A 21,358-nucleotide genomic window follows, 5' to 3' on the forward strand; every position below is an offset into this window, starting at 1 on the left:
CCGCGCGGATGACCCAGGTCCACGACCTGCGTGACGAATTGGCCCGGCTTCGGGCCGGCGCCGGACCGCAGGCGCCGCGATTGCGCCGCAAGCTGGGGACAGCGTTGCGGGCGGCGGGCCTGCGGCGTCCAGGTGAACGACAACGAGGCCACGACGCGCGCCAAGGTGACTGCGCGGCGCACCGCCGTCCGGCGGGTTACATCGCCGACTTCCGAGCCGAGGCGCTGGTGAGTGCCGAGCTGCTCGTGGTGGACGACTTCATCACGGTGGTGGCCACCGTCGACGAGCTCGATCGGTTGTTCACGTGGTGGGCCGCGGCACCCTCGGAGGACGACACGTCGCAGGTGTCCGTCGAGGTGCTGAGTGGCGGGACGCTGAGCCCCGATGAGCGGCTGACGCGCGCCGGGGTCTGGTCGGGTGAGTTGGTGCTCGCCACCCCGCTGCAGGCCGGGGAGAGCCTCGACCTGCACATCCGTGTCTGTTTCACGGGGCAGCCCGAGAGGAACTTCCACTACTACCCCGATTGCCGGGTCGACCGGTTCGAGGCGGTGCGTGTCGACGAAGCATGTGAACCGCTCCGCGTGGTTGACCGATCGCAACGTGATGGCCTTGGTCGAGTCCGCTGGCCCGGGCACGCAGCTGTCACTCGAGACGGCTCGGTCCTCTGGGCTGCCGCCCACGGTCGTGACCAAGACCGGAGTCGGACACTGGGCGGTCGCCGTCGACGGCCGCACGGTCACCGCGGCCATGGTGGCGCTGCTCGGGCGTCGGCCTGGCTCGTTCATCGCCACGCTCGATCCATCGGCAGATGCCGCCCTCGCAGTCGACACGGAACGTCCCTCCACCGTGACCTTCTCGGTGGCGTCGGACGGGTCCTTCGAGAGGGCAACGCGACAGGATGATCCGGACGGTTCGCGCACCTACGACCTCTACGAGACCAGTCCCTACGCTGGTGTGCCCTACCGGTACACCATCCGGGTCGACCCCGCCGGGCGGCTCGGACACGTACTGGCAGACAACCATTTCGATGACCAGTTCTGGTCGGAATCCATTTCGTACGGGCCGCAGCACCTCGGCGTTCCCCGGGCCGACCAGCTCGTGACTCGGGGCGAACTCGCCAGAGCGAGGAGGCGCTCGCCTTGCCGGCCACCGTGCGCACGGCGGCACGAGGCATCGCGGCGCGTGCGGCGGCGACGGCGCGCAGAGCCAAGCGCTCCCCGACCCTTGCCGACATCCGCCGGGAGGCGCGGTTGCCGGTGGGCGTCCCCGTTCGCGTCACCGTCTCGGCGGTCAGAAAGGGTGCGAGTCCGCGCGATCAACCCCTTCACCGGCGCGAAGTCGACAGTCGACGTGACACTGGTCAAGAAACGCATCGTGCCGTCTAGCGGGCCGGCCGTCGTCCGGGCGATCCGGGGTGGATCGGCGCTCCCCGGGGGTGCGACGGTGTGTCAGCCGGTGCAGGAGCGCAGGTTGAAGAAGCTTGCGTCCTTGACGAGTGCGTCGATGACTCCGTCCCGGTTCATGTCCAGCTGCATCTCGCCCAAGCCGGCCCAGGAGGCGTTCACCACCACCGATGCACGGGCCGGTGGTGGTGACGCTGACACTGGTCCGGTTGTAGAAGTTCGTCGTCACGACCTTGCGGTACCTGGGGTCTGAACCGTCTCGCCGTAGCGGGCGGCCAGGGACGCCAGGCCGGCGACGGTGACGGGTGCGTTGCAGGACAGGCTGTTCGTGGACTGGATGTTGCGGACACCGTTGATGGTCACCGTGACGGGGTTACCGGCGGTCATGGTGCACTGCACCGACCCCATGTACACGGTCTGGCCCTGGGCGTCGAGTGCCAGGTCGCCGATGGTCGTGGCTGCCGAGGCGGGGGACATCCCGACCAGCCCAGGCCCAGAGCGAGGCGCCGGCGGCGATGGTCTTGCGGGTGAGCGACTTCATGGTGTGCCTGCCTTGGGTCGAGTTTCGCGGGTCCAGGCTCCGGCGACACTCGAATCATCGCGTGGGCCAGACGGGGCGGGCCGGGTCTGCTCGGCCTCCTGACACAAGGGGGCCTCGAGGCCGGTTCGCCTTCAACGCGTCACCCGAACCGTCCGGCGGTCCGCTGCGGCTCGTATGGCGCTGGAATGGGCACTCGGGACGAGGTGAGGTCGGCCCGGCTCGGCACCCTGGGCTGCGAGGGGCTGACCGGGAGGGGTTGCCGCCGCATCGTCCGGAGTCACCGCGCCGAGGCGGTCAACCCGATCCACCACCGACCAGCGCGGTGATCCTAAGAACCACGGAGGTCGACCATGGCCCGTCCTGTGGGTTTGTCCGGGGACTGACGAGTCGTGGCACTGGCCGCGGCCATCGGGCATCACGGAGGCGTGAGGTGAGGCCAGCTGCGTCGGCGTCCGCGGTAAGTGCGGGAGCCGCCTGCACGGCGCCTAGCGGATGACACGGGGTCCACACCTGCGTGACGAATTGGCCCGGCTTCGGGCCGGCGCCGGACTGCAGGCGCCGCGATTGCGCCAGTCGGTCCGGAGTTGTGGGCGGCGTGCGGCGTCCAGGCGAGGACAACCAAGCGACCACACACGCCAAGGTGACCACGCGGCTGGAGGCTCTGGTTCGGGGCCCGACTCCCGTGGATGACTCGCGGTGCGGGTCGCGTTGAACCTGGAGTCCCCGTACGCCTCGCGGTTCTTCCAGGAGCGGATGGACAGCCTGGGCCGCGCGATCGATCGCGAGCGGCGCACCGCCGTCCGGCGGGTGGACGACGCCTTGAACCTGCTGGCCGAGATGCTCGACCGGAGCGCGCCGCGCGTGGCCCCGCGTGCCCACCGCAGGGGACCTGGCCAAGTCCGGTTGGTACATCGCCGACTTCGGGAGCCGAGGCGCTGGTGAGTGCACGAGCTGGTCGTGGTGGACGACTTCATCACGGTGGTGGCCACCGTCGACGAGACTGGATCGGTTGTTCACGTGGTGGGCCGTGGCACCCTCGGAGGACGACACGCCTCAGGTGTCCGTCGAGGTGCTGAGTGGCGGGACGCTGAGCCCCGATGAGTACGGCTGACGCGCGCGCCGGGGTCGGTAGGAGAGTTGGTGAAAGCCACACCGCTGCAGGCCGGGGGAGAGCCTCGACCTGCACATCCGTGTCGGCTTCACGGGACCTGTTCGAGAGGTCCTTTCAGTACTACCCCGATCGCCGGGTCGACCGGTTCGAGGTCGGTGCGCGTCGACGACCTCGTGTGTCTGCTGCTGGCCTCGGCCTGTTCGCAGGGTGCCGATGCGCCGCAGGGTGCCGATGCGCCGCGCGTCGCGTCGTCCGGGGCGCAGGACTCGAGCTGGCTGGCGCTGCGTCCGGTGCTCGGTGAGCAACCGATCTCCTCGACACCGGGCTCGCCGGCGGGCGTCCCGTCCGGTGCGACCCCGGCGCCTCACCGACCGACGGCGCGACCTCGCCTGGATCGACGCCGACCTGCTTGCTCAAGAAGGACAGGCGTTGCGGTGCAGTGACCACGCCGTGCCCGCAGAAAAGCCTGCCGGGCGTCCGCTGGCGGCCTGCTCCCCAGCAGGGCGATCGGTTTCACCCCTCGGGCCGGCCGGTGCGCCTGTCCGACATCGCCGACGCCTCGGATGCAGCCGAGGCCTGGCGTGTGCGTCCGGGCAGTGGTCGGTCAAGCTGCCGCACCGACCGCCGCGGGTCAGGAGACGTTTTCGGCCCCGGATGACCCAGCGCCTGGTCGCCCTGCCTGGTGCCCGCAATCGGCTGGCCATCGTGGTCGACTCGGTCGTGACCTCCGCGCCGAGCGTCGCCGCAGCGATCGACGCCGGTTTGCTGCAGATCAGCGGAGCATTCGACGAGACGCAGGCCACGGCCCTGGCCGATCGGTCCCGTCGCAGCGTGGGGTGAGGTGCGCCGAGCCGGACCAACTGTTCGGCCTCGGCGACTCTGACCATGCACCGACCTCTCGTGTATCACCACCGCCGTCGCCGGACTCCTCCGCGACACCGCTCGCGTTGCAGGACGCGAGCTCCAGCGACATGGGGACCACACAGCCGAGTGACCTTCACCGTCGAGACCTACACCGTGGTGACCAGCCAATCCGGCACCGCGTCATCGGGATCGTGGCGAGTGTCTCCCTGACCAGCCCCGACCTGGCCCACGGCATCAGGAACCGGGCCTCGGTGTACTATCTTCTTCGAGACGCCACCGCTCCGGGACGGTGACCAACGTCGACCAGCCCAACCTCAACGGTCGTCCATCTACGCCTACGCGCGGCAAAGAGGACTTCGCCACCTGGTACGACCTGCTGCGCAACGAGAAACCGATGAGCTTCGTGTGCGCCTACGACGGCCCGAACTTCGACCCGGGCCAGCCGACGCGGTCGCCTCTACTGGTTCCAGCTCTTCACCGGTCAGCAGGAACCGCCCGGTGAGGTCCCGAGGGCGCTGCAACGCGCTGCGGCTCGTGGCGCTGAGCGGGCACTCGCGGGACGAGTGGGGGCAAAGACTCCCGCTCGGCACCTCAGCTGCGAGGGCCTGACCGGGAGGGGTACCGCCGCATCGTCCCGGGTGACGGGAGGTCCACCGGGTGTCCCACCGCCCCGTCACCCTGCCCGGCTACCGCAACCGGCTGCCGTTGTTCGGTGCGGCGAGAAGAGCATCGATCATGCGGCAGAACGCGCGCGGCACCAGCGGCAAAGTGCGCGTCGATAGGCGTGGACGCCGACCAGTTGCTTCGCCCTGACAGCGCCTTCGGGGCGCTCCTGGAGGGGTTTGTTCTGATGGAGTTGGCACGCCAACTCAGCTGGAGCAGGCAACGTGCAGAGCTGTTTCACTACCGAACGCGTGATCAGGTCGAGGTCGATGCCGTGATCGAGTCTCGATCGGGCAAGGTGGTCGCAGTCGAGGTCAAGGCGTCCGGGATCGTCTTGTACACCGGCCAGCAGACCTTGCCCTTCGGCCCCCGACTGCGTGCCATGCCCATCAGCGCGCTCTGGCAGACGGGAACCCAGCCACCTCGGTTCGATACCCAGCTGTCGAAGCGCTGACCGCGCCCGAGAGGCTTTCACTGCGGGCTCGGACCGCTGAGATCAGATCAGCGACCCGACGCGCAGTCCTTCCAGTACCGCCTCCTCGACGGTGCGAGGTGCCAGGCAGTCGCCGACGGCGTGCACCTCGAGAGCGCGCCGTCCGGGCCGTCGCCGGCGCCAGGTTCGCCGTCCTGCAGTTCGCGCAGCAGCCCGTCGACCGGTAGGTGACCCTGGGCGAGCACCAGCGCGGCGACGTCCTCGATGAGCACGGGCGCATCGGTCAGCACGTGCTGGAAGTAGGCCGTGTCGGCATCGACCCCGATGATGCGCACCAGGGGGATCACGTCCACGCCGAGCCGGGCGGCTGCGGCGAGCATGTCGTCGCGCACGTATTGCTGCAGACGCTGTCCGGCGTGGTAGCCGGTCACGCCGAGGGTCACCTCGAGGCCGCGCCCGGCCAGTTCGAGAGCCGCGCCGAGGCCGTTCCAGTCGCACCGCCAGTCGGCGACGACCACCCGCCCGGACGGCACCTGCGCCCCGCCGAACAGTTCCCAGGCGGTCAGGACGACCGGCTCGTCCATGACCTCGAGCTCGGGACGACGCGGGACGGCGCCGGTCGCCATCACCACCACGTCGGGGGCGAGCCGGGCGATCAGGGCGCGATCGACCGTGGTGGCCAGCGTGATGTCGACCCCGGCCCGCTCGGCCTCGCGCTGCAGATTGGTGATCGCCCCGCCGAACTCCGCGCGCCCGGGCACCTGCTGGGCCAGCAGCACCTGACCGCCCAGCCGGCGGCCGGCTTGAACAACCTGACCCGATGACCCCGTTCGGCGGCGACGGCGGCGGCCCAGAGTCCGCCCGGTCCGCCGCCCACCACGAGCACGTCGCGCGGCTGCCGGGCCGCCACCCGGACGCCGTAGCGGCGCTCGCGACCGGTCTCGGGGTGTTGGATGCACGAGATCGGATACCCCGCGTGGAAGTGCCCGATGCAGGCCTGATTGCAGCCGATGCAGGCCCGGATGTCCTCCCAGCGACCGGCTTCGGCCTTGGCGGGCAGGTCCGGATCGCAGATCAGGGCGCGGGTCATGACACAGGCGTCGGCCTCGCCCTGCTCGAGCAGGCGTTCGGCGTCCTGCGGTTGGTTGATCCGTCCCGCCACGATCACCGGGCAGGACACCACGGCCTTGACCCGGCGGGCCAGCGGCGCGGTGTAGCCGGGTGTGCGGGTCATCGGCGGCACGATGTGGTCCGAGCCCGCCAGGGTCGCCGAGGTGCCGGCGACCACCGAGATGTAGTCGAACCCGCCGTCGGTGTCGAGGTGGGCCAGCGCGGCGAGCGCTTCGTCGGCGGTCAACCCCCTCGCCGGACTCCTCTCCGACCGAGATCCGCAGGCCGACAGCGAGTCTCGGCCCCACGGCCGCGCGGACGGCGTCCCGGACCTCCCGCAGGAACAGCGCCCGACCGGCCAGGTCACCGCCATAGGCGTCGGTGCGCAGGTTGGTGCGTGGGTTGAGGAACTGTGCCGGCAGGTACCCGTGGGAGGCCACGATCTCGACGCCGTCGAATCCGGCCCGCCGCATCCGGTGGGCGGCGGCGCCGTAGCAGGCCACCATCTCGCGCACCTGCGAGGTCGGCATCGCGCGCGGCATGACGTGGAACCGCTCGTTGGGCACGGCGGACGGCGCCAGCGCCACCGGCAAGGTGCCGTCCGGGACTCCATCAGTTCGCGGCCGTCGTGGAACAGCTGCTGCACGATCAGCGCGCCGTGCTCGTGAACCCGTTCGGCGAGCGCGGTGAACGCGGGATGCACGCGTCGTCGTCCGCCATCAGGACATGGCTGGTGTAGCGGGCGGAGGCGTGAACGCCCGCGACCTGCACCACGATCATCCCCACGCCGCCCCGGGCGCGGGCCTCCTGATAGGCGAGATACTGCTCGCCCGGCAGCCCGTCGACCCCCATCACCGTGTCGTGCCCGGAGGACACGATGCGATTGCGGGCGGTCACCGGGCCGATCACCAGGGGGCTGAACAGGCGGGGCAGGCTCATCGGCCATGCCTATCGCATCCCGGTCGGCTCTGCTGCCACGCATGACAGCACGTCGTCCGAGGTGGCCGGGTCCCTCCAGACCAGTCACTCGGACGACGTGCTGCAGCGGCCCGACCACCTCGTCCCCCCGCGGTGGTGTCTGCGGTGCCGGCTCGGTGACCTCGTGCTGCCCTCCCTCCGGGCAGCATCACTGAGTCCGCACCCGGGTCGACGACGCGAGCAGTTCCCACTTCGCACGTCATCGACCCCACACCACCCCGGCGGTGTCCAGGCCTTCATCGCCGAAAAATCACGTCGGCGAATGCTCGCGATATTAGTTGGGGCGTATATGGACCAGTACTGTCGGCAACCATCTGTCGAGGAATTGTCACGCTTTCCTCGACCGGCCCCCGCGGGTCAGCTGCCCTCGGGCGCGTGAGCGCTTTCCGGGACAGATCCACGACACTCCTGGCGGCTACCCTGAGCAGGGACGACATGAGGGGCGAGCCGCGCAGCGATGAGCGTCGAACGACTTCACGCCGACCTGACTCGGCTCCGCGCAGGGGCAGGTCTGCAGGCCCCGTCGGTACGCGAGCGTGTCGGCACCGAGCTGCGCCGGGCCTGCGGGGTGCTTCCCGCCGATGCGGATGCCGTGATCCGGGCGAAGGTGTCCGAGGTCGTCATCGCTCTCATCGGGCGCCTGACCCCGGAGGACGCCCGCGCCGTCCGAGCGGCCCTGAACCTCGACCCCGAGTTTCGTTCCCGGTTCATCAAGGGCCGCATGGCCGCACTGGCCACGGCGATCGACCGCGATCCACGCACGGCGGTCCGTCGGGTGGACGACGCCTTTCACCTGCTCGCCGAACTGCTCGATGCCACGCCGGTCGCCCAACGCCCGAGCTCGAGGTTCGCTCCGGGGGGCTGGTACTTCGACGCCCTGCGCTCGACGCTGGAGGTCGACGGCGACCGGTTGCGGTTGACCGAGCGCCGCCGCATCACCTCCACGATCGAGGGCCTGGCTCGGATCACGGTCGGCTGGAGTACCGAGCGCACCGCCGAGTACGACTCGGCCTTCGGGGTGGAGTTGCTCGACGGCGGTGACCTGGTGCCCGATCTCGAGCGCATCAAGGACGGCACCTGGGTCGGAATGGTCCACCTGCCCGCGCCGCTGGCCTCCGGGCAGAGCCACGATTTCTGCACCCGCGTCACCCAGACCGGCCGGATGGAGCCGTACTACATCGTGACGCCGTTCCGTCGGACCGAGCGCTTCGAGGTGAGGGTCATCTTCGCTGCCGGGCCGACGCCGACGCGAGCGTGGCGCATCGTCGGCGAACCCGCACGCTTCGCCGATGAGCTGAACCCCGATCGCGAGGTGCTCGAGGTCGATGCCGACGGCCAGTTGACGTCGGTGTTCGGCGCAACTCGACATCGGGCTGAGCTATGGCCTGCGGTGGTCGGTGGGTGGCTCGTGACCGGCGTCCGGCCCACGGATGGTGAGCCGGCGCCCCCTCGCGCGATGAGCTGATCCTGGACCTGAAGGTGTTGCGGCAGAGAGGATTGCTGCGCTGTGCCGCGACCGACCTACCGGCGCTGCGTACCGTCGCCGTGCTGCGCGGATTCGCGACGGCACCCAATCTAGAACGCCGGGGTCGAGCACCTGTTGCGGACGGTGGCCGCCCTGGGGGAGGAGGAGCCCGCCGAGCCGCCCAGTACCTCTTCGGCCTGGTGCAGGGCACGGCGGGGCGTCGTCCGAAGGATCTGCGGGAAGCTGCCGCGAACACCTTCGCGGGCCTGTCGCCCGGAGACCTTCCGCAAGCATCACGAACCGCTGCTGCGGGCGGATCGCGGATGAGATGCAGTTGCCGCTCCAGGGCGTGGCATCGGTGGCGTGGCATCCTCGCCCGCAGCGCTCCCCGGACGGCGCCGCGCCCGTGCATCAGGATCTGGCCGATCTGGAATGGCGGCTGACCCGGGGACTCGAGGTGGCCGCCGCTCACCGCTACGGCCCCTATCGCATCGACCTCGGCCGCGGCCGAAGCCACCTCGTGGTCGATCTGGGGCCGGTGGAGGAATTGACCGACGTCCAGATCGTGGTCTCCTCCGAGAACACGTATCTCCTCCCGGCGCGGCCCTTCAGCGACAGCATGAGTGGGGCACTGCGCAAGGCCTCTGCGCTGCGTGGCCCTGATGGCGGCTTGATCGATGACGTCGTGGCCCGCGAGTTGGCCTCGTGGCTGGCCGCCAACGGTCGCGCCGGCGGCCCGGTGGAACCGGGGGTCGTGGCGCCGACCTCGGCCGGCAATCTGAGCCGCAGTGGAGTGATCTCGTTGTTTCACGCCGCCGTGGCGATTCCCCGGGTCGGGCAGCAGGGCTATCAGGTGACGCGACCGGCCGTCTCGGCTGCGGTGACCCGCTGTTTCGAGTTGGCTCGGCAACTGCGCGAGCGTGAGGGCGCCGGGGTCGAGGCCATGTCGTTCCCGCTGTTCGGTGCCGGTCACGCGGGGACGAGCCCCGCCGCGGTCATTGCCTGGCTGTGGGCGGCGGTGCGCCGGGAGTTGCAGCACGACCCGTCCTGGCGGATCCATGTCACGACCATGGACCCCGCGCAGACGCGCGAGGTCCTGGCCGTGATCGCTGCTGCGACTCCCCGCGATCGGCAGGGTCAGCAGTAGCCGATCGCTCAGAGGTAGGTCTGGATGAGTCCGACCAAGATGACGACGAGACCGAGCATGACCCCTCCTCTCCATCGGTTGTCGGTGAAGCCAGACAACCGATGGAGCTGTCGCCCGATCCGGGCGGAATCCGGTCTGCGCTGGTCGATTCCCGGTCGATCCCCGGAATCAGCGTCGGGGTGAATTCCGGACGGAGTCAGGGTGGGGATGCCTTCCTAACGGTCCTGTTATGTTCCCTGTGAGGTTGATGCGCCAGGTTTGGAGCTGTGGACGCCACCGGAGGTGAGCCGTGAACGAAGGCTCGGCACCCGATGAATTCCTGCGCCTGCTCGTCGAGCATCGTGACGACGTCCTCGCGCATCTCGACGAGGCCTCGCGCGACCGGCTGGTCGGCCTGATGGCACGAGCCGAGGACGAGCCGCTGGACACCCTGGCCGATCTCGAGGACCTGGTGCTCGACGCCGTGCCGGGCGACCACCCTCTGGTGCAGCACCTGGCGAACCGCATGATGCTCCAGGCCACCGCGGAACCCACCGACCTGTCGTGGTTGGCGCGGAACCTGGGGTCGGTGGGTGAGGCGCTGCTGGGGCGGCCGATGGCCGCCTCGATGCCACCCGGGCCGCCGCCCACCCCCGGCGGTGCGCGTGACCTCCTCGCCGAGGTGCGTCGTCGCCTGGTGGCCCTGCCGGCCTATCGCCCCGAGGAGGTTGCGGAGGTGGACGCCCATCGAGATCTGCTGATCCAACTTCGCGCTCCCGGTGGAGCGGTGCGCCTGCCGCGGTTCCAGTTCAGCGCCGACTCGCGGCGCCCACGTGAGGTGGTGTTGACGGTGAATCGCCTGCTGGACGCCGCGGTCGACCCCTGGGGGCGACATCCTGGTGGGTGAGCCCGCACGCCCTGCTCGACGGCGCCCCGGTGGACCTGCTGGGCAGTGCGCGCGAGCAGGTGCTGCCGATCCTGGCGGGACGGGTGGGGGTGGACTGGTGATGGATCGCAGGCAGCCGCCGACCGACGCCGCCAACCTGATCCACCACACGCTGGCGGGCGGTTCGTTGCTGTGGCGGATCACGCGGTCCGCCCAGCTGCAGGAGGGCTCACTGTTCAACTCGAAGCGGGCGCCGATCGACGTGGTGACCGAGGTGGCGCGGCCGGAGGAACCCTATGGCCGATTCGATGCGACCGCCGAGGACGGTTACGACTTCCTGTACGCGGCATTGGACGATCTGACCTCGATCGCCGAGGTGCTGTTGCGCGACGTCGCCTTCCCCGAGAGCATCCGCGCCTTGCCGTACAAGGAAGTGCGCGGCCGATGCCTGGCGGTGTACGAGACGCTCGAGCCACTGCAACTCGTGAGTCTGACCACCTCCGCCGAACTGGCCCGGGCCTGGCAGGATCCCTGGCTGATCCAGGCCGCTCCGGGGGAGTACGCCCTCACCCGACGGTGGGGCCACTGGCTGCGCCGGTGCTCGTCGCAGGCCCAGGGGTTCCTCTGGCCGTCCAAGCGCAACCCCGGCGGGCACTGCCTGATCCTCTTCGGCGACCGCGGGGCGGCGGCGGCCCTGTCCACGAACCCGGTGTTCCAGCGTGACCTGGACGGTTCGACGGGTCTGGCCTGGCTCAATCGCCGGCTCGAGACCCTGAACACCGTCGTCGACGACCCGTACGCCCCACCGGACGCCGCCCCGCACCTGCCGAGCGCGCGTCGCGCCATGGGGTCCTGACCGATGGACCACAGCGCGCAATCCAGTCCGCCCGAGCACATCCTGTCGCTGCGCACGGCGCTCGCCCGAGCCCCGGACGGCGACCGGCGTCGTCCGGCCTGGATGCTGGCGCACGCTCTGGCTGCGTGGGTGCTCTCGCTCGGCGATGACCACCCCGGGCCGGCGGCGCTGGCCGACGAGGGGCTGCTGGCGCTGGAGCAGGTCGGGGATGCGGTTCCCGAGGATGCCCGGGAGGTGGTGGGGTCGATCCTGCGGTGGCGAGCCTGCGTCGGTGATCGGCGTGAGGCCGCCGCGGCGCGTGCCGTGGAGCAGGCGATCGCCGCTCCGGATCTGCCGTTGCAGGTGCGTGCCCTGGTCGAGCGGGCGCGGGAGCTGTTGCCGGCCGCCGTCGTGCCGGTGCCGGCGCCGTGGGTCGGATTCGGGGGCGAGGTCTCGGGTGGTCCGCCGCTGGACATGGTGGCCGTGCGCACCGCCCTGAGGTCGGCGCGACAGCAGGCGGACGGCTTGGACCCCGGCGATCCTCGCCGGGCTCGGCTGATGGCGGTCGGTGCCCTCGACCCGGTGTTGACGGCACTCGGAACCCAGACCTGGTCGAACCGCGAGGACCAGTTGGTGGACGAGGCCTGGCGACTCGTGGTGCAGACCGGCGAGGTCGACGACCCCGGCACGGTTCTGGAGCGGATCGTCGTGCTGACGTTGCGGGCGGCGCGGTGTCTGGCCGCCTCGGTCGGTGCGACGACGCCTCGTCCGGGGGAGGTCGAGGAGCTGTGTGCCGAGCTCGACCGGTTGGCCGAGGCCCATCGCCTCTTCGAGGCGACCGGCCCGGACGGCGGCCCATCGGAGCAGGTCCGCCAGTTGGTCCCGATGCTGGGCGGGATCGCGGGATTCCTGCATTACCAACGGGCTTCGACTCTCGCCGACGGTGCCTCGTCGGAGGACTTCGAGAGGCGGCGCTGCAGCGCGCCGAGCAGTTCGTGCAGTGGGTCCCGGCGGAGGCCGGGGATCGGATGCGGCTGGCCGGGACGATGCTGCGGCAGCTGCGGGCCTCGACCTTCGAGGGCACGGCCGTCACGATTCCCCCCGAGGTCGCGGGCATCCATCCCGACTTCGTCGAGAGCCTCGGGATGGCCTACTCCGAGGTCGTCGCGCTCGGCAATCAGGCCCTGATCTCTGGTGATCTCGCCGCTCTGGCCCACGCCGTGCAGGCGGCGGAGGATCTGCTGGTTCACCTGGCCCCGGGGCACCCGTCCGCAGCCGAACTGCAGGGCCTGGTGTGTCAATTGCTGACCCGGCGGGTGACGGTGACGACCTCGCCCCGGGACCTGCCCCTGGCGCTCGATGCGGGGGGTGCGGGCGGCGAGGCTGTCGCGCGAGCTCGGCGGGGACGCCTCCGGGCCCGTCGGTGTATGCCGTCGGCCCGCTGGTCAACGCCCTGACGATGGCCGCGACGATGGACCTGCGCACCGGACCGTTCGCTCAGGCCCGCGAGCAGTGTGAGGCCATCCTCGCCGGGTTCGAGGTGGATCCGGACCTGCAGGTGGTGCTGCACGTGGGTGCGGGGGCAGCGGGCCTGCTGGAGTGGCGCAGCAGCGGCGACGCCGCGGGGCTGAGCGTGGCACGTGCCCGGCTCGAGACGGCCGAACGGCTCGTGGTGTCACGCCGGGCAGCCACCATGGACTGGCTGCGCAGCGTCTTTCAGCTCTTCCAGCTGCACTTTCGAGCATGGCGACCCTGTGGAACGACCCGGTGGCCGCGGCGGCGCTGCGGCTGCTGTCCCCGATCGAACAGCTGCTCGTCGAGCACCCTGAACTGGCGACCCAGGCGCAGGCGATGCTGGTGCCGGGCAGCCTGAGCACGATGGGGGTGGCCGAGTCCGGTTCCGGCTTCCGGACCGCGCTCGGCGCCTTGCGCAGCAGCCTCGAGCTGCTGGCCGGCCGTGCACCGTCGTCCGCCGCGCCCGAGGCTGCCCGCCCCGGCCGCCCCGGCCGCCGAATCGGCTGCCCCGCACCGTGATCGCGACACGGCCGAGGCGCTGCTGTCGGGCCGGCCGGGTACGGCACCGGACCTGACCGCGTTGTGGGATCGGGCGGCGGCGATGAGTGGGACGGACATCGGTCAGGTGCGCCAGATGGTGGCGATGGTGAAGACCAACCCGGCCATGCGACGCCAACTGGAGGTGATGCTCGGCCCGCAGGCCGAGCTGCTCGACCTGTTCCTTCGGTTGGCCGACCAGATGCCGGACGCCGCGCCGCCCCGCCCGCAACCGTCCGCACCTCCGCAGGCCCGGCCCGCGCCGCACCGGCAGACGGCGACATCCGATGCCGACCGGCTCGACCGGGTCGAGCGGGCCATCGCCCGGGCCCGATCCCTGCTGCCGGCGGACGCCGAGGTGCTCAACGAGCCGCTGTCGGACCGCGCCGCGCTCGAGGCCGCCGTGACCGAGTTGGCCACCGAACTCGACGGCGGCGTCCCGGACGTCGAGCTGCGGGGCCGGGGCCGGGTGGTGCTGGCCCTCGGGCGAGCTCGATTGGCCTGGTTCGCCGAGCCGTTCCGTGACGCCGCCCTGGTGGGGCTGCTGGCCGATCTCAACCATCTGCTGGCCGATCGCGGGCGTGAGCCCAGCCTGCAGCGGGTGCACGTGCTCGACGTCCTGGCGCGCTGCCGCCGCCGGGTGCGCTCCGCGGGCAGTGAGCACGGACCCGCCGCTCTGGCCGCGGCGCGGGCCGCGCTGCGTGAGCTGGGGCGGGTGGTCATGGCCGAGGAGTCGCTCGAGAAGCGCCTCGGCATCGCCGCCGCCGCCGAACCCATCGTGCGACGAGCCGTGGCCTGGGCGATCGCGGACGACTGCCCGGACGAGGCCTTGATGCTCGTCGAGAGGGGACGCACCCTCGCGCTGGCCGCCGTCCTGCTCAGCAGCCAGGTCGCCGACCTCGCGGCGCGGACCTCGGACCCGGCGAACCCGGCGGACCCGGCCAGCCCGGGGGATCAGGAGCGGTCGGTGGCGGAGGCGTTCGCCGACGTCTCGGCCACCGCGGACGGTCAGGTGCTGCTGCTCGGACCCTCCCTGGAACAGCTGGCCATGGCACTACCCACCACCGATCTCGACGCCCTGGTGTACCTCGTGCCGCCGGCCCCGGAATCGGCGTTGGACCAGCACGCGATCGTGCCGGACGGCCTCGCGACCGGCTTCGCCCTGATCCTGCGCCCGGCGCACGACCGGGTCGGCGTCGTCCCGCTGACCCTGGTCACGCGGCGCCACGACGAGGTCATGACCCGGTATCGCCAGGCCCAGCAGGCGTTCTTGCAGGCCGACCCCCCGCCAGGCCGACGTCCACCACCGGGCCGATCAGGCACGGCAGCTCGCCCTGGACGAACTCGGCGCGTGGTTGCACCAGAACGTCATCGAGCCGCTGCTCGAACACACCGCCGGCTGGGGTCTGCGCCGAGAGCCCCGGCTCGGGCTGGTCTCGGTCGCCGAATGGGCCGCGCTGCCCTTCGCCGCCGCCTGGCGGGCCGATGCCACGCTGCCCGGCGGCAAGCGCTACGCCGTCCACGATCTGGTGCTCACCCACGTGCCCTCGGGGCGCGCCTTCCTGCGAGCGGCCGCCGTCGATGCCGTGCCCATCGATGAGGACGTACTGGTCGTGGTCGACCCGGCGCAATCGGGGCTCGCCTTCTCTCGGGCGTTCGGTCGCGAGGTCACCTCGATCTTCCCTCGGGCCACGGTGGTGGCGCGGCATGCAGGCACCAGACAGCGGATTCTCGACGCGTTACCCTCACCGACCCGGCCCGGGGCCTCGCTGGTGCACCTGGCCACGCACGGCCGGACCAGCCCCGAGGTGGCCATCCAGGCCGCCGACGGGTGGCTGCCGCTGTCCCGAATCCTCGACCAGGCGCGTGGCATCCGGCCGGGCCGGCCGGGTGGCGTGGTGATCGTGAACGCCTGCGTCACCGATGTGATGGGCTCGCGCTCTGCGGACGACGAGGCGCCCGCCCTCGACGAGGCGCTCACCGTGGCGACCAGCATGCTCGCCGCCGGAGCCAAGCACGTCATCGGCACCCGGTGGCCGGTGCCCGACGGGTGCGCCGCCGTGCTGGGCCTGCACCTGCACCGCCACCTGTCGCGCGGCCTGTCACCCGCGCTCGCTCTGCGGGAGGCCCAGCTCGACCTGGTGGAGGGCACCAGCGCGACCGCGATCGACGCCGGTCCGCTGAGTCGCGTCGATGCCGCGCTGCTCGCGGCGCCGCACATGTGGTCGGGCTACACCCATCAAGGGGCCTGACGGCCCCCGGGCGCCGGCCCTCGTGCCTCACCCGTCCAGGCGCAGCACCCTGCGGCCGGCAGGCATCGTCGAGCCGGTGGCCTTGGGGCCGCGCCCGGCGGGAAGTGCCCGCTCGCGACCCCATGCCCGGATGTCCTCGATCTGTTCGGGGTTGGTCTGGCTCAACGGAACCGCGTTGCGGAAGGTGTCGATGACGAACGAGGGGCGCAGTCCGTCGATCCCGGTCGGATTGAGGAGCACCTCGGCGCCGACCTCGTGCAGGGCGGACTCGATGTCGCTCCCCCGCGACGCCCTCGGACAGCTCCACCAGCGTGTCGAGCAGGTCCTTCGGGATCTGCGTGCTCACGTACCGCTCGTAGTACAGCTGGATGATCTCGCGGCGGTCCTCGTCGTCCGGCAGGTCGACGAAGAACAGCTCGTCGAACCGGCCCTTGCGCAGCAGTTCCGGGGGCAGTGAGCGCACGTCGTTGGAGGTGGCCACGACGAAGACCCTGGTCGTCGACTCCTGCAGCCAGAACAGGAACTGCCCGATGAGGCGCCGGCTCACGCCGGTGCTGTCGTTCTGCCCGGCCAGCCCCTTCTCGATCTCGTCGATCCACAGGATGCACGGGGCCACTCGGTCGGCGGTGTCGAGGGCCTCGCGGAATCGGGTCTCGGACTGACCGACGTACTGGCCGAGAATGGTGGCCAGGTCGAGCCGGTAGAGCGGCAGCTGCCAGGCCGATGCAACGGCCTTGGCCGACAACGACTTTCCACAGCCGGGGACGCCGGCCAACAGCACGCCCCGAGGGGGCCGGAGCGAGGTGCCACGCAGGTCGGCGGCCATGAGTTGGTGCTTGCGTGCGAGCCACAGTCGCAGGCTGGTCAGCCCCCCGATCGAGTGGTCGGCGGCCTTGATCGAGACCCGTTCCAGGCCGGCGAGGTTGGAGAAGTGCCGGTCCTTGACCGTGGCCAGGTGCTGGACGTCCGCCTTGTCGACGTGCCCCTTGGCGGCGACCGTCGCCATCACGTTGACCGCCGTGCCCTCGGTGACACCGACGAGGAACTCCGAGGCCCGGCGAGCATCCTGTTCGGTCCACTCGATGGGGATCACCCCGTGGTGGTCCGCCAGGAAGCTGAAGATCGTGTCGTACATCTCGGCGCTGTCGGGCAGGTCGAGGGTGATGTTCATCCCCAGACGTTGCAGGCCGGACCACAAGGGGCCGTCGACGATGAGCACCACGCTGCCGGAGTTCGTGTCGGCGAGGCGAGCCAGCTCGGCCATGTGACGGCTCACCGAGGAGTCGTCGTGGACGTCGTCGGGCTCGACGAACACGATCGTCGATTGTGGTCGGTTCGAGAACTGCGTGGCCGCGAACTCCATCGCCCCCGTGAAGGACCGGTCGTCGGTGACCGGGGTGTTGGTTCGCAGGTCACGCAATCCGGTGGCGCGGGTGTAGGTCCAATAGCCCTGATTGGCTCGCTTGGACTGCGCCGCTGCCTCCTTGACGAGTCGAATCGCGCGCGGGGCTCGATCGAGCGCAGCGAGATGATCGGCACCCGGGCGGCCAGGTAGTTCTCCAGGTCCGCCAAGGAGTCGGCGTAGTTCGACACGTGAGGTCCTTCCGGTGCAGCAGCAGCCGTTCGACACGAACGGTCAGTCTCGGTCGAAGGTGAGTCGTCGTCGCGATGTCGCTCCCGGGTCGGTGGCCCAGGGGATGACGGGTGAGGCGTCGGTGGCCGCTGGGGGAGCCGAGGTGGCCGACGGGTCCTGCAGGAGGACGGCGGTGAGGGCATTGGTGCGCAGGGTCGCGAGCCTGGCCTCGGCCCTCCGGGGATCGACGCCGGCCCGGCGCGCATCGTCGACCTGCTGTTCGAGCAGGGTCTGCGCCGCACGAATCTCGCGGTCCACCGAGTCCACCAGCTGGTGGCCCAGCTCGGTCGGCAGCCCTGGGTGTGTCGCCAGGGTCCTGATCGTGCGCAGGCCGATGCGGGCGGAGGTGAGAGCCCGCCCCACCTCGAACTCATCGCGGGCCTCGGAGATACCTCGGTCGAGGCCCTGGCCCCAGAGGCGGAGGCGAGCCCCCACCGCCTCGCCGAGGCGCCGCCCCAGACGCTCCCAGCCATCGGGGGGAAGATCCTCCGCCTTCAGTGCGGGCAGCGACGAGGAATCGACGTCCTCGCCGGCCGCGAACCGTTCGAGGTGGTCCACCCAGGTGCCGTAGATCCCACCGTTGCCCCACACCGGGTCAGCGGCTGGTGCCGGGGCGCCGGACGACCAACTCGCCGGGGGGCAACGGCTCCCAGCTCGGCAACTTGTCCACCATCTGGCGCACCCGGGCCGTGGCTCGTTCGGCCTTCACGGTGGTCTGCCGAGCCCAGGGATCGCCTCGACGGCAGGGCTGGCGGCAGGGCTGGTGGTGGGGCCGACCGGTGGGGCGGCCGGAGCGGCGGCTTCAGGGCCGGCCGGAGGTGTGGAGTTCGTATCGGGGGTCATGGTCATTCGTCGCATCCTTCGTCTGGTTCGCGGCTCAGGCCACGACGCGGCCGTCGAAGTCGGACCGTCCGTGCGCGAACGTCGCGAGCGAGGCGATCAGTTGGCGCGTCTGTGGTTCGCAGGAATCGGCCTGGGTATACCGCGAGGACCAATCGGTGAGTTCGGCGCCGGCCCCCCGCAGCTCGGCGACCGATTGTTGCTTGGCTTGCATGATGGTGTTCGTGGCCTGCCGCTGAGCCTCGAGGGCCTTGGTGTGGCGGCGGTAGATGATGAACCCCCACACCCCTCCCACGATCGCCGCGACGATGAGGGCGGCACCGGGGCTCGCCCCGACCAACAGGACGAACAACAGGCCGGCAACGGCCGCCGGCAGGATCGCCGCCCGTTGCCAGTTGAAGGCGAAGCTGTCGATGTAGGGCTTGGCGTGCAGGTCCCAGTGGGCACCGAGATCCTGTTCGAGCTGGTCCATCTGCGTCGTGAAGGACCCCTTCCACAACGGCAGGTTGAAGACCTTCGACGCGATGGTGTGCTGGTAGTCGAGGTGTGCCTCGACATCGCTGGGCAGCGCGGAGCGGTACCCGAAGGTGAATCTGTTGTGAGCTTCGGTGAACCACTCCTGGCAGGCGCCCACCGCCATGCGCTGGGTGGCCCGCGACACCCCGATGTGCTCGGGCCGCAGTGCCGACGTCGACTGGATGGTGAGGTAGTCGAGGGTCTCCTCCAAGCCTGCGGATTCGGCATCGGCCGTCACCTTGGCCCGGGTCAGGTCACCACCGTGATCGATGACTGCTCGATTGAAGGCGAGCTCGCGGCGCAGCGGCAGCTCGTCGGTGTCGTACTCCTGCACCAGCCGGTCGAGGATGTCGTCGACAGCATCCTCGAGCCGAACGTTGACGGGAATCTCCTCGGAGGCCATGGCGCCGTACTTGTCGAGCAGCGCCCGCTGCGCCTGGGCACCGCTCAGCGCGGTGCGCAGCACCGGCCATTGCGGCGAGATCTTGGCCAGCCGGGGATAGGCCGACGTCTCGACGACGGGGGTGCGCTCCTCGCACTCGGCGATCCAGCGCTTGACCTGGGCGTCGTTGACCTCGGCGTCGTGGGCGAGGGCAGCTCGCCATCCCTCCAGGGTCTCGGCGACCAACTCGCGGCCCGCCGGACCGAATGCGCCCTGCGAGATCGACTCCAGGATGACGGCGAAGTCGCGACCGAGCGAGGTCGGATCGAGGCCCCGGAGGTAGTGGCGCAGCCAGCGCACCGCCGCCTCCTGACGGCCCTGCCGGCGCAGGACGAGCGCAAAGAACAACGACGCCTTGTCCGGCGAGCGCCGAAAGGCCTCCTCGACCGCTCGGTTGCACAGGTCCTGGTTGTCTGCTGCCCACGCCGCGAGCGCGACCAGGACCGGGGCGAGCCAGTAGCGCGGAGTCTGGATCATGAGCTGTTCACCGATGTCGCGCACGGTGTCCTCGCTGACCAGACCGGTGTCGAATTGCTGGAGAACCCCGATGGCACTGCGCCGGACGATCTTGTGGTGGCCGAACTTGTGCTCCACCTCGTCGTGCAGGCCCACGATCTTGGTCTCTGCTCGCTGGATGTTCGCGATGCGTTCGGCCTGCGCCACGAATTGCTCGAAGTCGAGACGAAGTTGTCCCAGCTCAGAGCGTGTCAAGGCCGTCTCTTGGCCCACGTGCATCACGTGGCCACCGACAACGGTGATCTCGCTGCTGAGGTCGGAGATCTGGTTCTGGATTCGCCCGAGTACGCGGTTCAGCGAACTGACGTCGAGTTCAGCCAAGGTGTTCTCCGTGGGTTTGATGGATCCGTGATGGGCACGATCGGGCAATTCCGGTCAGGGAGGTGTCGTGACGACCGGAGTGCCGTCGTCCATGATGGGTACCAGCAGTCCGCTGCCGTAGACCTCGATAAACGCGTATGTCCCTGATCTGACCAGCATTCGAGCACCATCGAACGGCTCGGGCATGGCCTGCGTGGGCGAGAAGTGGTCGAGGATGTTGTGCAGCAGATCCATGCGGTGATCCACATAGGGCGGTCCGAGGTAACACTTCGACACCAGGCCCAGCGGAATGTCTCCGTACTCGACGGTGTACTGGTTTCGGATCCACCGAACGAGTTCGTCGCGCGTCGCCGGATCGAGTCCCGCGTCGAGTCGGTGAATCGCTTCCAGAAGCCCCGCCTGCCGACTCGGACGCAGATTCCGTAGGGATGTCGTCCCGGTCCCACCGAATGTGCGCACCGAGGGCGTCGCAGATGACAAACCGACGTCGACGCGTCGCCGTTGGGAGAAGTCCATGCATCGCCCCCTGTGGTCTGCATCCCCGACCGCCCCACCGAACATTAACCTCGCCACCGTGGGTCGGGCGGGGTCAATGACGAAATCAGGGAAACAGCCGATGTCACCCGGTGCATGATTCGTTGACGCCGAAGGTGATCGGGCTGCTCGGCTCCGGTACGCGCCGCTCACCTTGCAGCCCGAGGGTGATGTCGCAGAGTGGTCCTCGACGAGCGAGAGCCGATCGGGGAGGACTCGTGGGAACACCGGACCGGATGACGGCTGCACCGGTGCAGCGGGCGGCCCGTGCTGCCTACCCCCGGGACGTCGCGGCGACCGCCCTGGTGCTGGCCGGTGCTGCGGCGGCGTGGTTCAGCTGGTCGAGCGCCGATGTGGGCGGGCGATGGCCGCTGGCGGCCGGGGTCGCCGCGGTCGTCTCGGTGGCTGTGGCGCTGGCGGCCGTCGTCCGCGTGCGCCGCACCCGAGCGTCGGGTTCGGTGATGGCGGACGCCGCAACCCGGCGCCGTTACGGCCTGGTGGTCGGCACCGAGGTGGTGCTGATCCTGGTCGGGGCGTTCGTGCTGTCCCGGGTGAACCGGCCGGGGCAGCTCGCCCCGTGGATCCTGCTGGTCGTGGCCGTTCACTTCCTCCCGCTCGCGCGGCTGTTCCGGGTACGACCACTGGCCCTGTGCGGCACCGTCCTGATCGTGGTGGCGCTGGTCGCCATGGTGGGCGAGGCCACCGGCGCGATGGTGGGGACGGCGGTGGCCGGCGGCGCGGGCGGTGCGGTCATGCTCGGAACGGCGCTGGTGTGCCTGGCGCAGGACCGCGTGCGATGACCTTTGAATAGTGTTGAGTAGTGTTGAGTACGGTCGG

The 21,358-nt window shown here is 70.4% G+C and carries 17 protein-coding genes and 3 pseudogenes; 13 read left to right on the forward strand and 7 right to left on the reverse strand.

What is annotated here, in order from left to right; genetic code table 11:
• Positions 1 to 8 precede the first annotated feature (8 nt).
• The gene (locus tag IPK24_11185; protein MBK8076105.1) at positions 9 to 902 is read left to right on the forward strand and encodes a hypothetical protein; all 894 of its coding nucleotides are present in this window, start codon (positions 9 to 11) and stop codon (positions 900 to 902) included.
• A gap of 726 nt (positions 903 to 1,628) precedes the next feature.
• Here IPK24_11185 and IPK24_11190 read toward each other — a convergent pair.
• Positions 1,629 to 1,880 (reverse strand): hypothetical protein, encoded by a 252-nt coding sequence (locus IPK24_11190; GenBank protein MBK8076106.1) that lies wholly within the window; start codon positions 1,878 to 1,880, stop codon positions 1,629 to 1,631.
• A 760-nt stretch (positions 1,881 to 2,640) separates the two neighbouring features.
• On the opposite strand from IPK24_11190, the gene IPK24_11195 reads away from it, so the two are divergent.
• The 3 genes from IPK24_11195 to IPK24_11205 all read left to right on the forward strand — a co-directional run bounded on the left by IPK24_11195 (position 2,641) and on the right by IPK24_11205 (position 5,036).
• On the forward strand, positions 2,641 to 2,886 hold the full coding sequence (locus IPK24_11195; protein ID MBK8076107.1) for a hypothetical protein: 246 nt from the start codon (positions 2,641 to 2,643) through the stop codon (positions 2,884 to 2,886).
• Between the two features lie 823 nt (positions 2,887 to 3,709).
• A complete protein-coding gene (locus tag IPK24_11200) occupies positions 3,710 to 3,895 on the forward strand; it encodes a hypothetical protein (protein ID MBK8076108.1) in 186 nt (61 codons plus the stop codon).
• Between the two features lie 619 nt (positions 3,896 to 4,514).
• Positions 4,515 to 5,036 (forward strand): DUF4143 domain-containing protein, encoded by a 522-nt coding sequence (locus IPK24_11205; GenBank protein ID MBK8076109.1) that lies wholly within the window; start codon positions 4,515 to 4,517, stop codon positions 5,034 to 5,036.
• Positions 5,037 to 5,078: 42 nt separating this feature from the next.
• Here the strand turns inward: IPK24_11205 and IPK24_11210 are convergent.
• A pseudogene (locus IPK24_11210) lies at positions 5,079 to 7,064 on the reverse strand (FAD-dependent oxidoreductase).
• 496 nt (positions 7,065 to 7,560) lie between these two features.
• On the opposite strand from IPK24_11210, the gene IPK24_11215 reads away from it, so the two are divergent.
• The 8 genes from IPK24_11215 to IPK24_11250 all read left to right on the forward strand — a co-directional run bounded on the left by IPK24_11215 (position 7,561) and on the right by IPK24_11250 (position 15,719).
• Positions 7,561 to 8,568: a hypothetical protein gene (locus IPK24_11215; protein ID MBK8076110.1), complete on the forward strand. Its 1,008-nt coding sequence runs from the start codon at positions 7,561 to 7,563 to the stop codon at positions 8,566 to 8,568.
• Between the two features lie 328 nt (positions 8,569 to 8,896).
• Positions 8,897 to 9,715, forward strand: a complete 819-nt coding sequence (locus tag IPK24_11220; GenBank protein MBK8076111.1) for a hypothetical protein — start codon at positions 8,897 to 8,899, stop codon at positions 9,713 to 9,715.
• Between the two features lie 289 nt (positions 9,716 to 10,004).
• Positions 10,005 to 10,601 carry a hypothetical protein gene (locus IPK24_11225; protein ID MBK8076112.1) on the forward strand — a complete coding sequence of 199 codons (597 nt, stop codon included), beginning with the start codon at positions 10,005 to 10,007 and terminating at the stop codon, positions 10,599 to 10,601.
• A 100-nt stretch (positions 10,602 to 10,701) separates the two neighbouring features.
• Positions 10,702 to 11,436, forward strand: a complete 735-nt coding sequence (locus IPK24_11230) for an RES family NAD+ phosphorylase (protein MBK8076113.1) — start codon at positions 10,702 to 10,704, stop codon at positions 11,434 to 11,436.
• Positions 11,437 to 11,439: 3 nt separating this feature from the next.
• Positions 11,440 to 12,603, forward strand: a complete 1,164-nt coding sequence (locus tag IPK24_11235) for a hypothetical protein (GenBank protein MBK8076114.1) — start codon at positions 11,440 to 11,442, stop codon at positions 12,601 to 12,603.
• Positions 12,561 to 12,872: a hypothetical protein gene (locus IPK24_11240; GenBank protein ID MBK8076115.1), complete on the forward strand. Its 312-nt coding sequence runs from the start codon at positions 12,561 to 12,563 to the stop codon at positions 12,870 to 12,872. The genes IPK24_11235 and IPK24_11240 overlap by 43 nt, the downstream gene beginning before the upstream one ends.
• A 286-nt stretch (positions 12,873 to 13,158) precedes the next feature.
• Positions 13,159 to 13,449, forward strand: a complete 291-nt coding sequence (locus tag IPK24_11245) for a hypothetical protein (GenBank protein MBK8076116.1) — start codon at positions 13,159 to 13,161, stop codon at positions 13,447 to 13,449.
• A 1,373-nt stretch (positions 13,450 to 14,822) separates the two neighbouring features.
• A complete protein-coding gene (locus IPK24_11250) occupies positions 14,823 to 15,719 on the forward strand; it encodes a CHAT domain-containing protein (protein ID MBK8076117.1) in 897 nt (298 codons plus the stop codon).
• A gap of 27 nt (positions 15,720 to 15,746) precedes the next feature.
• On the opposite strand, the pseudogene IPK24_11255 reads toward IPK24_11250, so the two are convergent.
• The 5 genes and pseudogenes from IPK24_11255 to IPK24_11275 form a co-directional block, all read right to left on the reverse strand.
• Positions 15,747 to 17,312 (reverse strand): annotated as a pseudogene (locus IPK24_11255) (AAA family ATPase).
• A 43-nt stretch (positions 17,313 to 17,355) separates the two neighbouring features.
• The gene (locus tag IPK24_11260) at positions 17,356 to 17,943 is read right to left on the reverse strand and encodes a hypothetical protein (protein MBK8076118.1); all 588 of its coding nucleotides are present in this window, start codon (positions 17,941 to 17,943) and stop codon (positions 17,356 to 17,358) included.
• Between the two features lie 4 nt (positions 17,944 to 17,947).
• Positions 17,948 to 18,195 (reverse strand): annotated as a pseudogene (locus IPK24_11265) (hypothetical protein).
• A 34-nt stretch (positions 18,196 to 18,229) separates the two neighbouring features.
• The gene (locus tag IPK24_11270) at positions 18,230 to 19,987 is read right to left on the reverse strand and encodes a hypothetical protein (GenBank protein MBK8076119.1); all 1,758 of its coding nucleotides are present in this window, start codon (positions 19,985 to 19,987) and stop codon (positions 18,230 to 18,232) included.
• Positions 19,988 to 20,041: 54 nt separating this feature from the next.
• Positions 20,042 to 20,404 carry a hypothetical protein gene (locus tag IPK24_11275; GenBank protein MBK8076120.1) on the reverse strand — a complete coding sequence of 121 codons (363 nt, stop codon included), beginning with the start codon at positions 20,402 to 20,404 and terminating at the stop codon, positions 20,042 to 20,044.
• A gap of 335 nt (positions 20,405 to 20,739) precedes the next feature.
• On the opposite strand from IPK24_11275, the gene IPK24_11280 reads away from it, so the two are divergent.
• Positions 20,740 to 21,321, forward strand: a complete 582-nt coding sequence (locus tag IPK24_11280) for a hypothetical protein (protein MBK8076121.1) — start codon at positions 20,740 to 20,742, stop codon at positions 21,319 to 21,321.
• Positions 21,322 to 21,358: the final 37 nt, after the last annotated feature.

The organism is Kineosporiaceae bacterium (genome assembly GCA_016713225.1).
Lineage (GTDB): Bacteria > Actinomycetota > Actinomycetes > Actinomycetales > Kineosporiaceae > JADJPO01.

What these genes read in the sequence shown, in the direction of transcription:
- IPK24_11245 (MBK8076116.1), top strand. Translation starts at nt 13,159, where the DNA reads ATGGCGACCCTGTGGAACGACCCGGTGGCCGCGGCGGCGCTGCGGCTG.
- IPK24_11185 (MBK8076105.1), top strand. Translation starts at nt 9, where the DNA reads ATGACCCAGGTCCACGACCTGCGTGACGAATTGGCCCGGCTTCGGGCC.
- IPK24_11240 (MBK8076115.1), top strand. Translation starts at nt 12,561, where the DNA reads ATGGCCTACTCCGAGGTCGTCGCGCTCGGCAATCAGGCCCTGATCTCT.
- IPK24_11200 (MBK8076108.1), top strand. Translation starts at nt 3,710, where the DNA reads ATGACCCAGCGCCTGGTCGCCCTGCCTGGTGCCCGCAATCGGCTGGCC.
- IPK24_11215 (MBK8076110.1), top strand. Translation starts at nt 7,561, where the DNA reads ATGAGCGTCGAACGACTTCACGCCGACCTGACTCGGCTCCGCGCAGGG.
- IPK24_11220 (MBK8076111.1), top strand. Translation starts at nt 8,897, where the DNA reads ATGCAGTTGCCGCTCCAGGGCGTGGCATCGGTGGCGTGGCATCCTCGC.
- IPK24_11235 (MBK8076114.1), top strand. Translation starts at nt 11,440, where the DNA reads ATGGACCACAGCGCGCAATCCAGTCCGCCCGAGCACATCCTGTCGCTG.
- IPK24_11230 (MBK8076113.1), top strand. Translation starts at nt 10,702, where the DNA reads ATGGATCGCAGGCAGCCGCCGACCGACGCCGCCAACCTGATCCACCAC.
- IPK24_11190 (MBK8076106.1), bottom strand. Translation starts at nt 1,880, where the DNA reads ATGTCCCCCGCCTCGGCAGCCACGACCATCGGCGACCTGGCACTCGAC.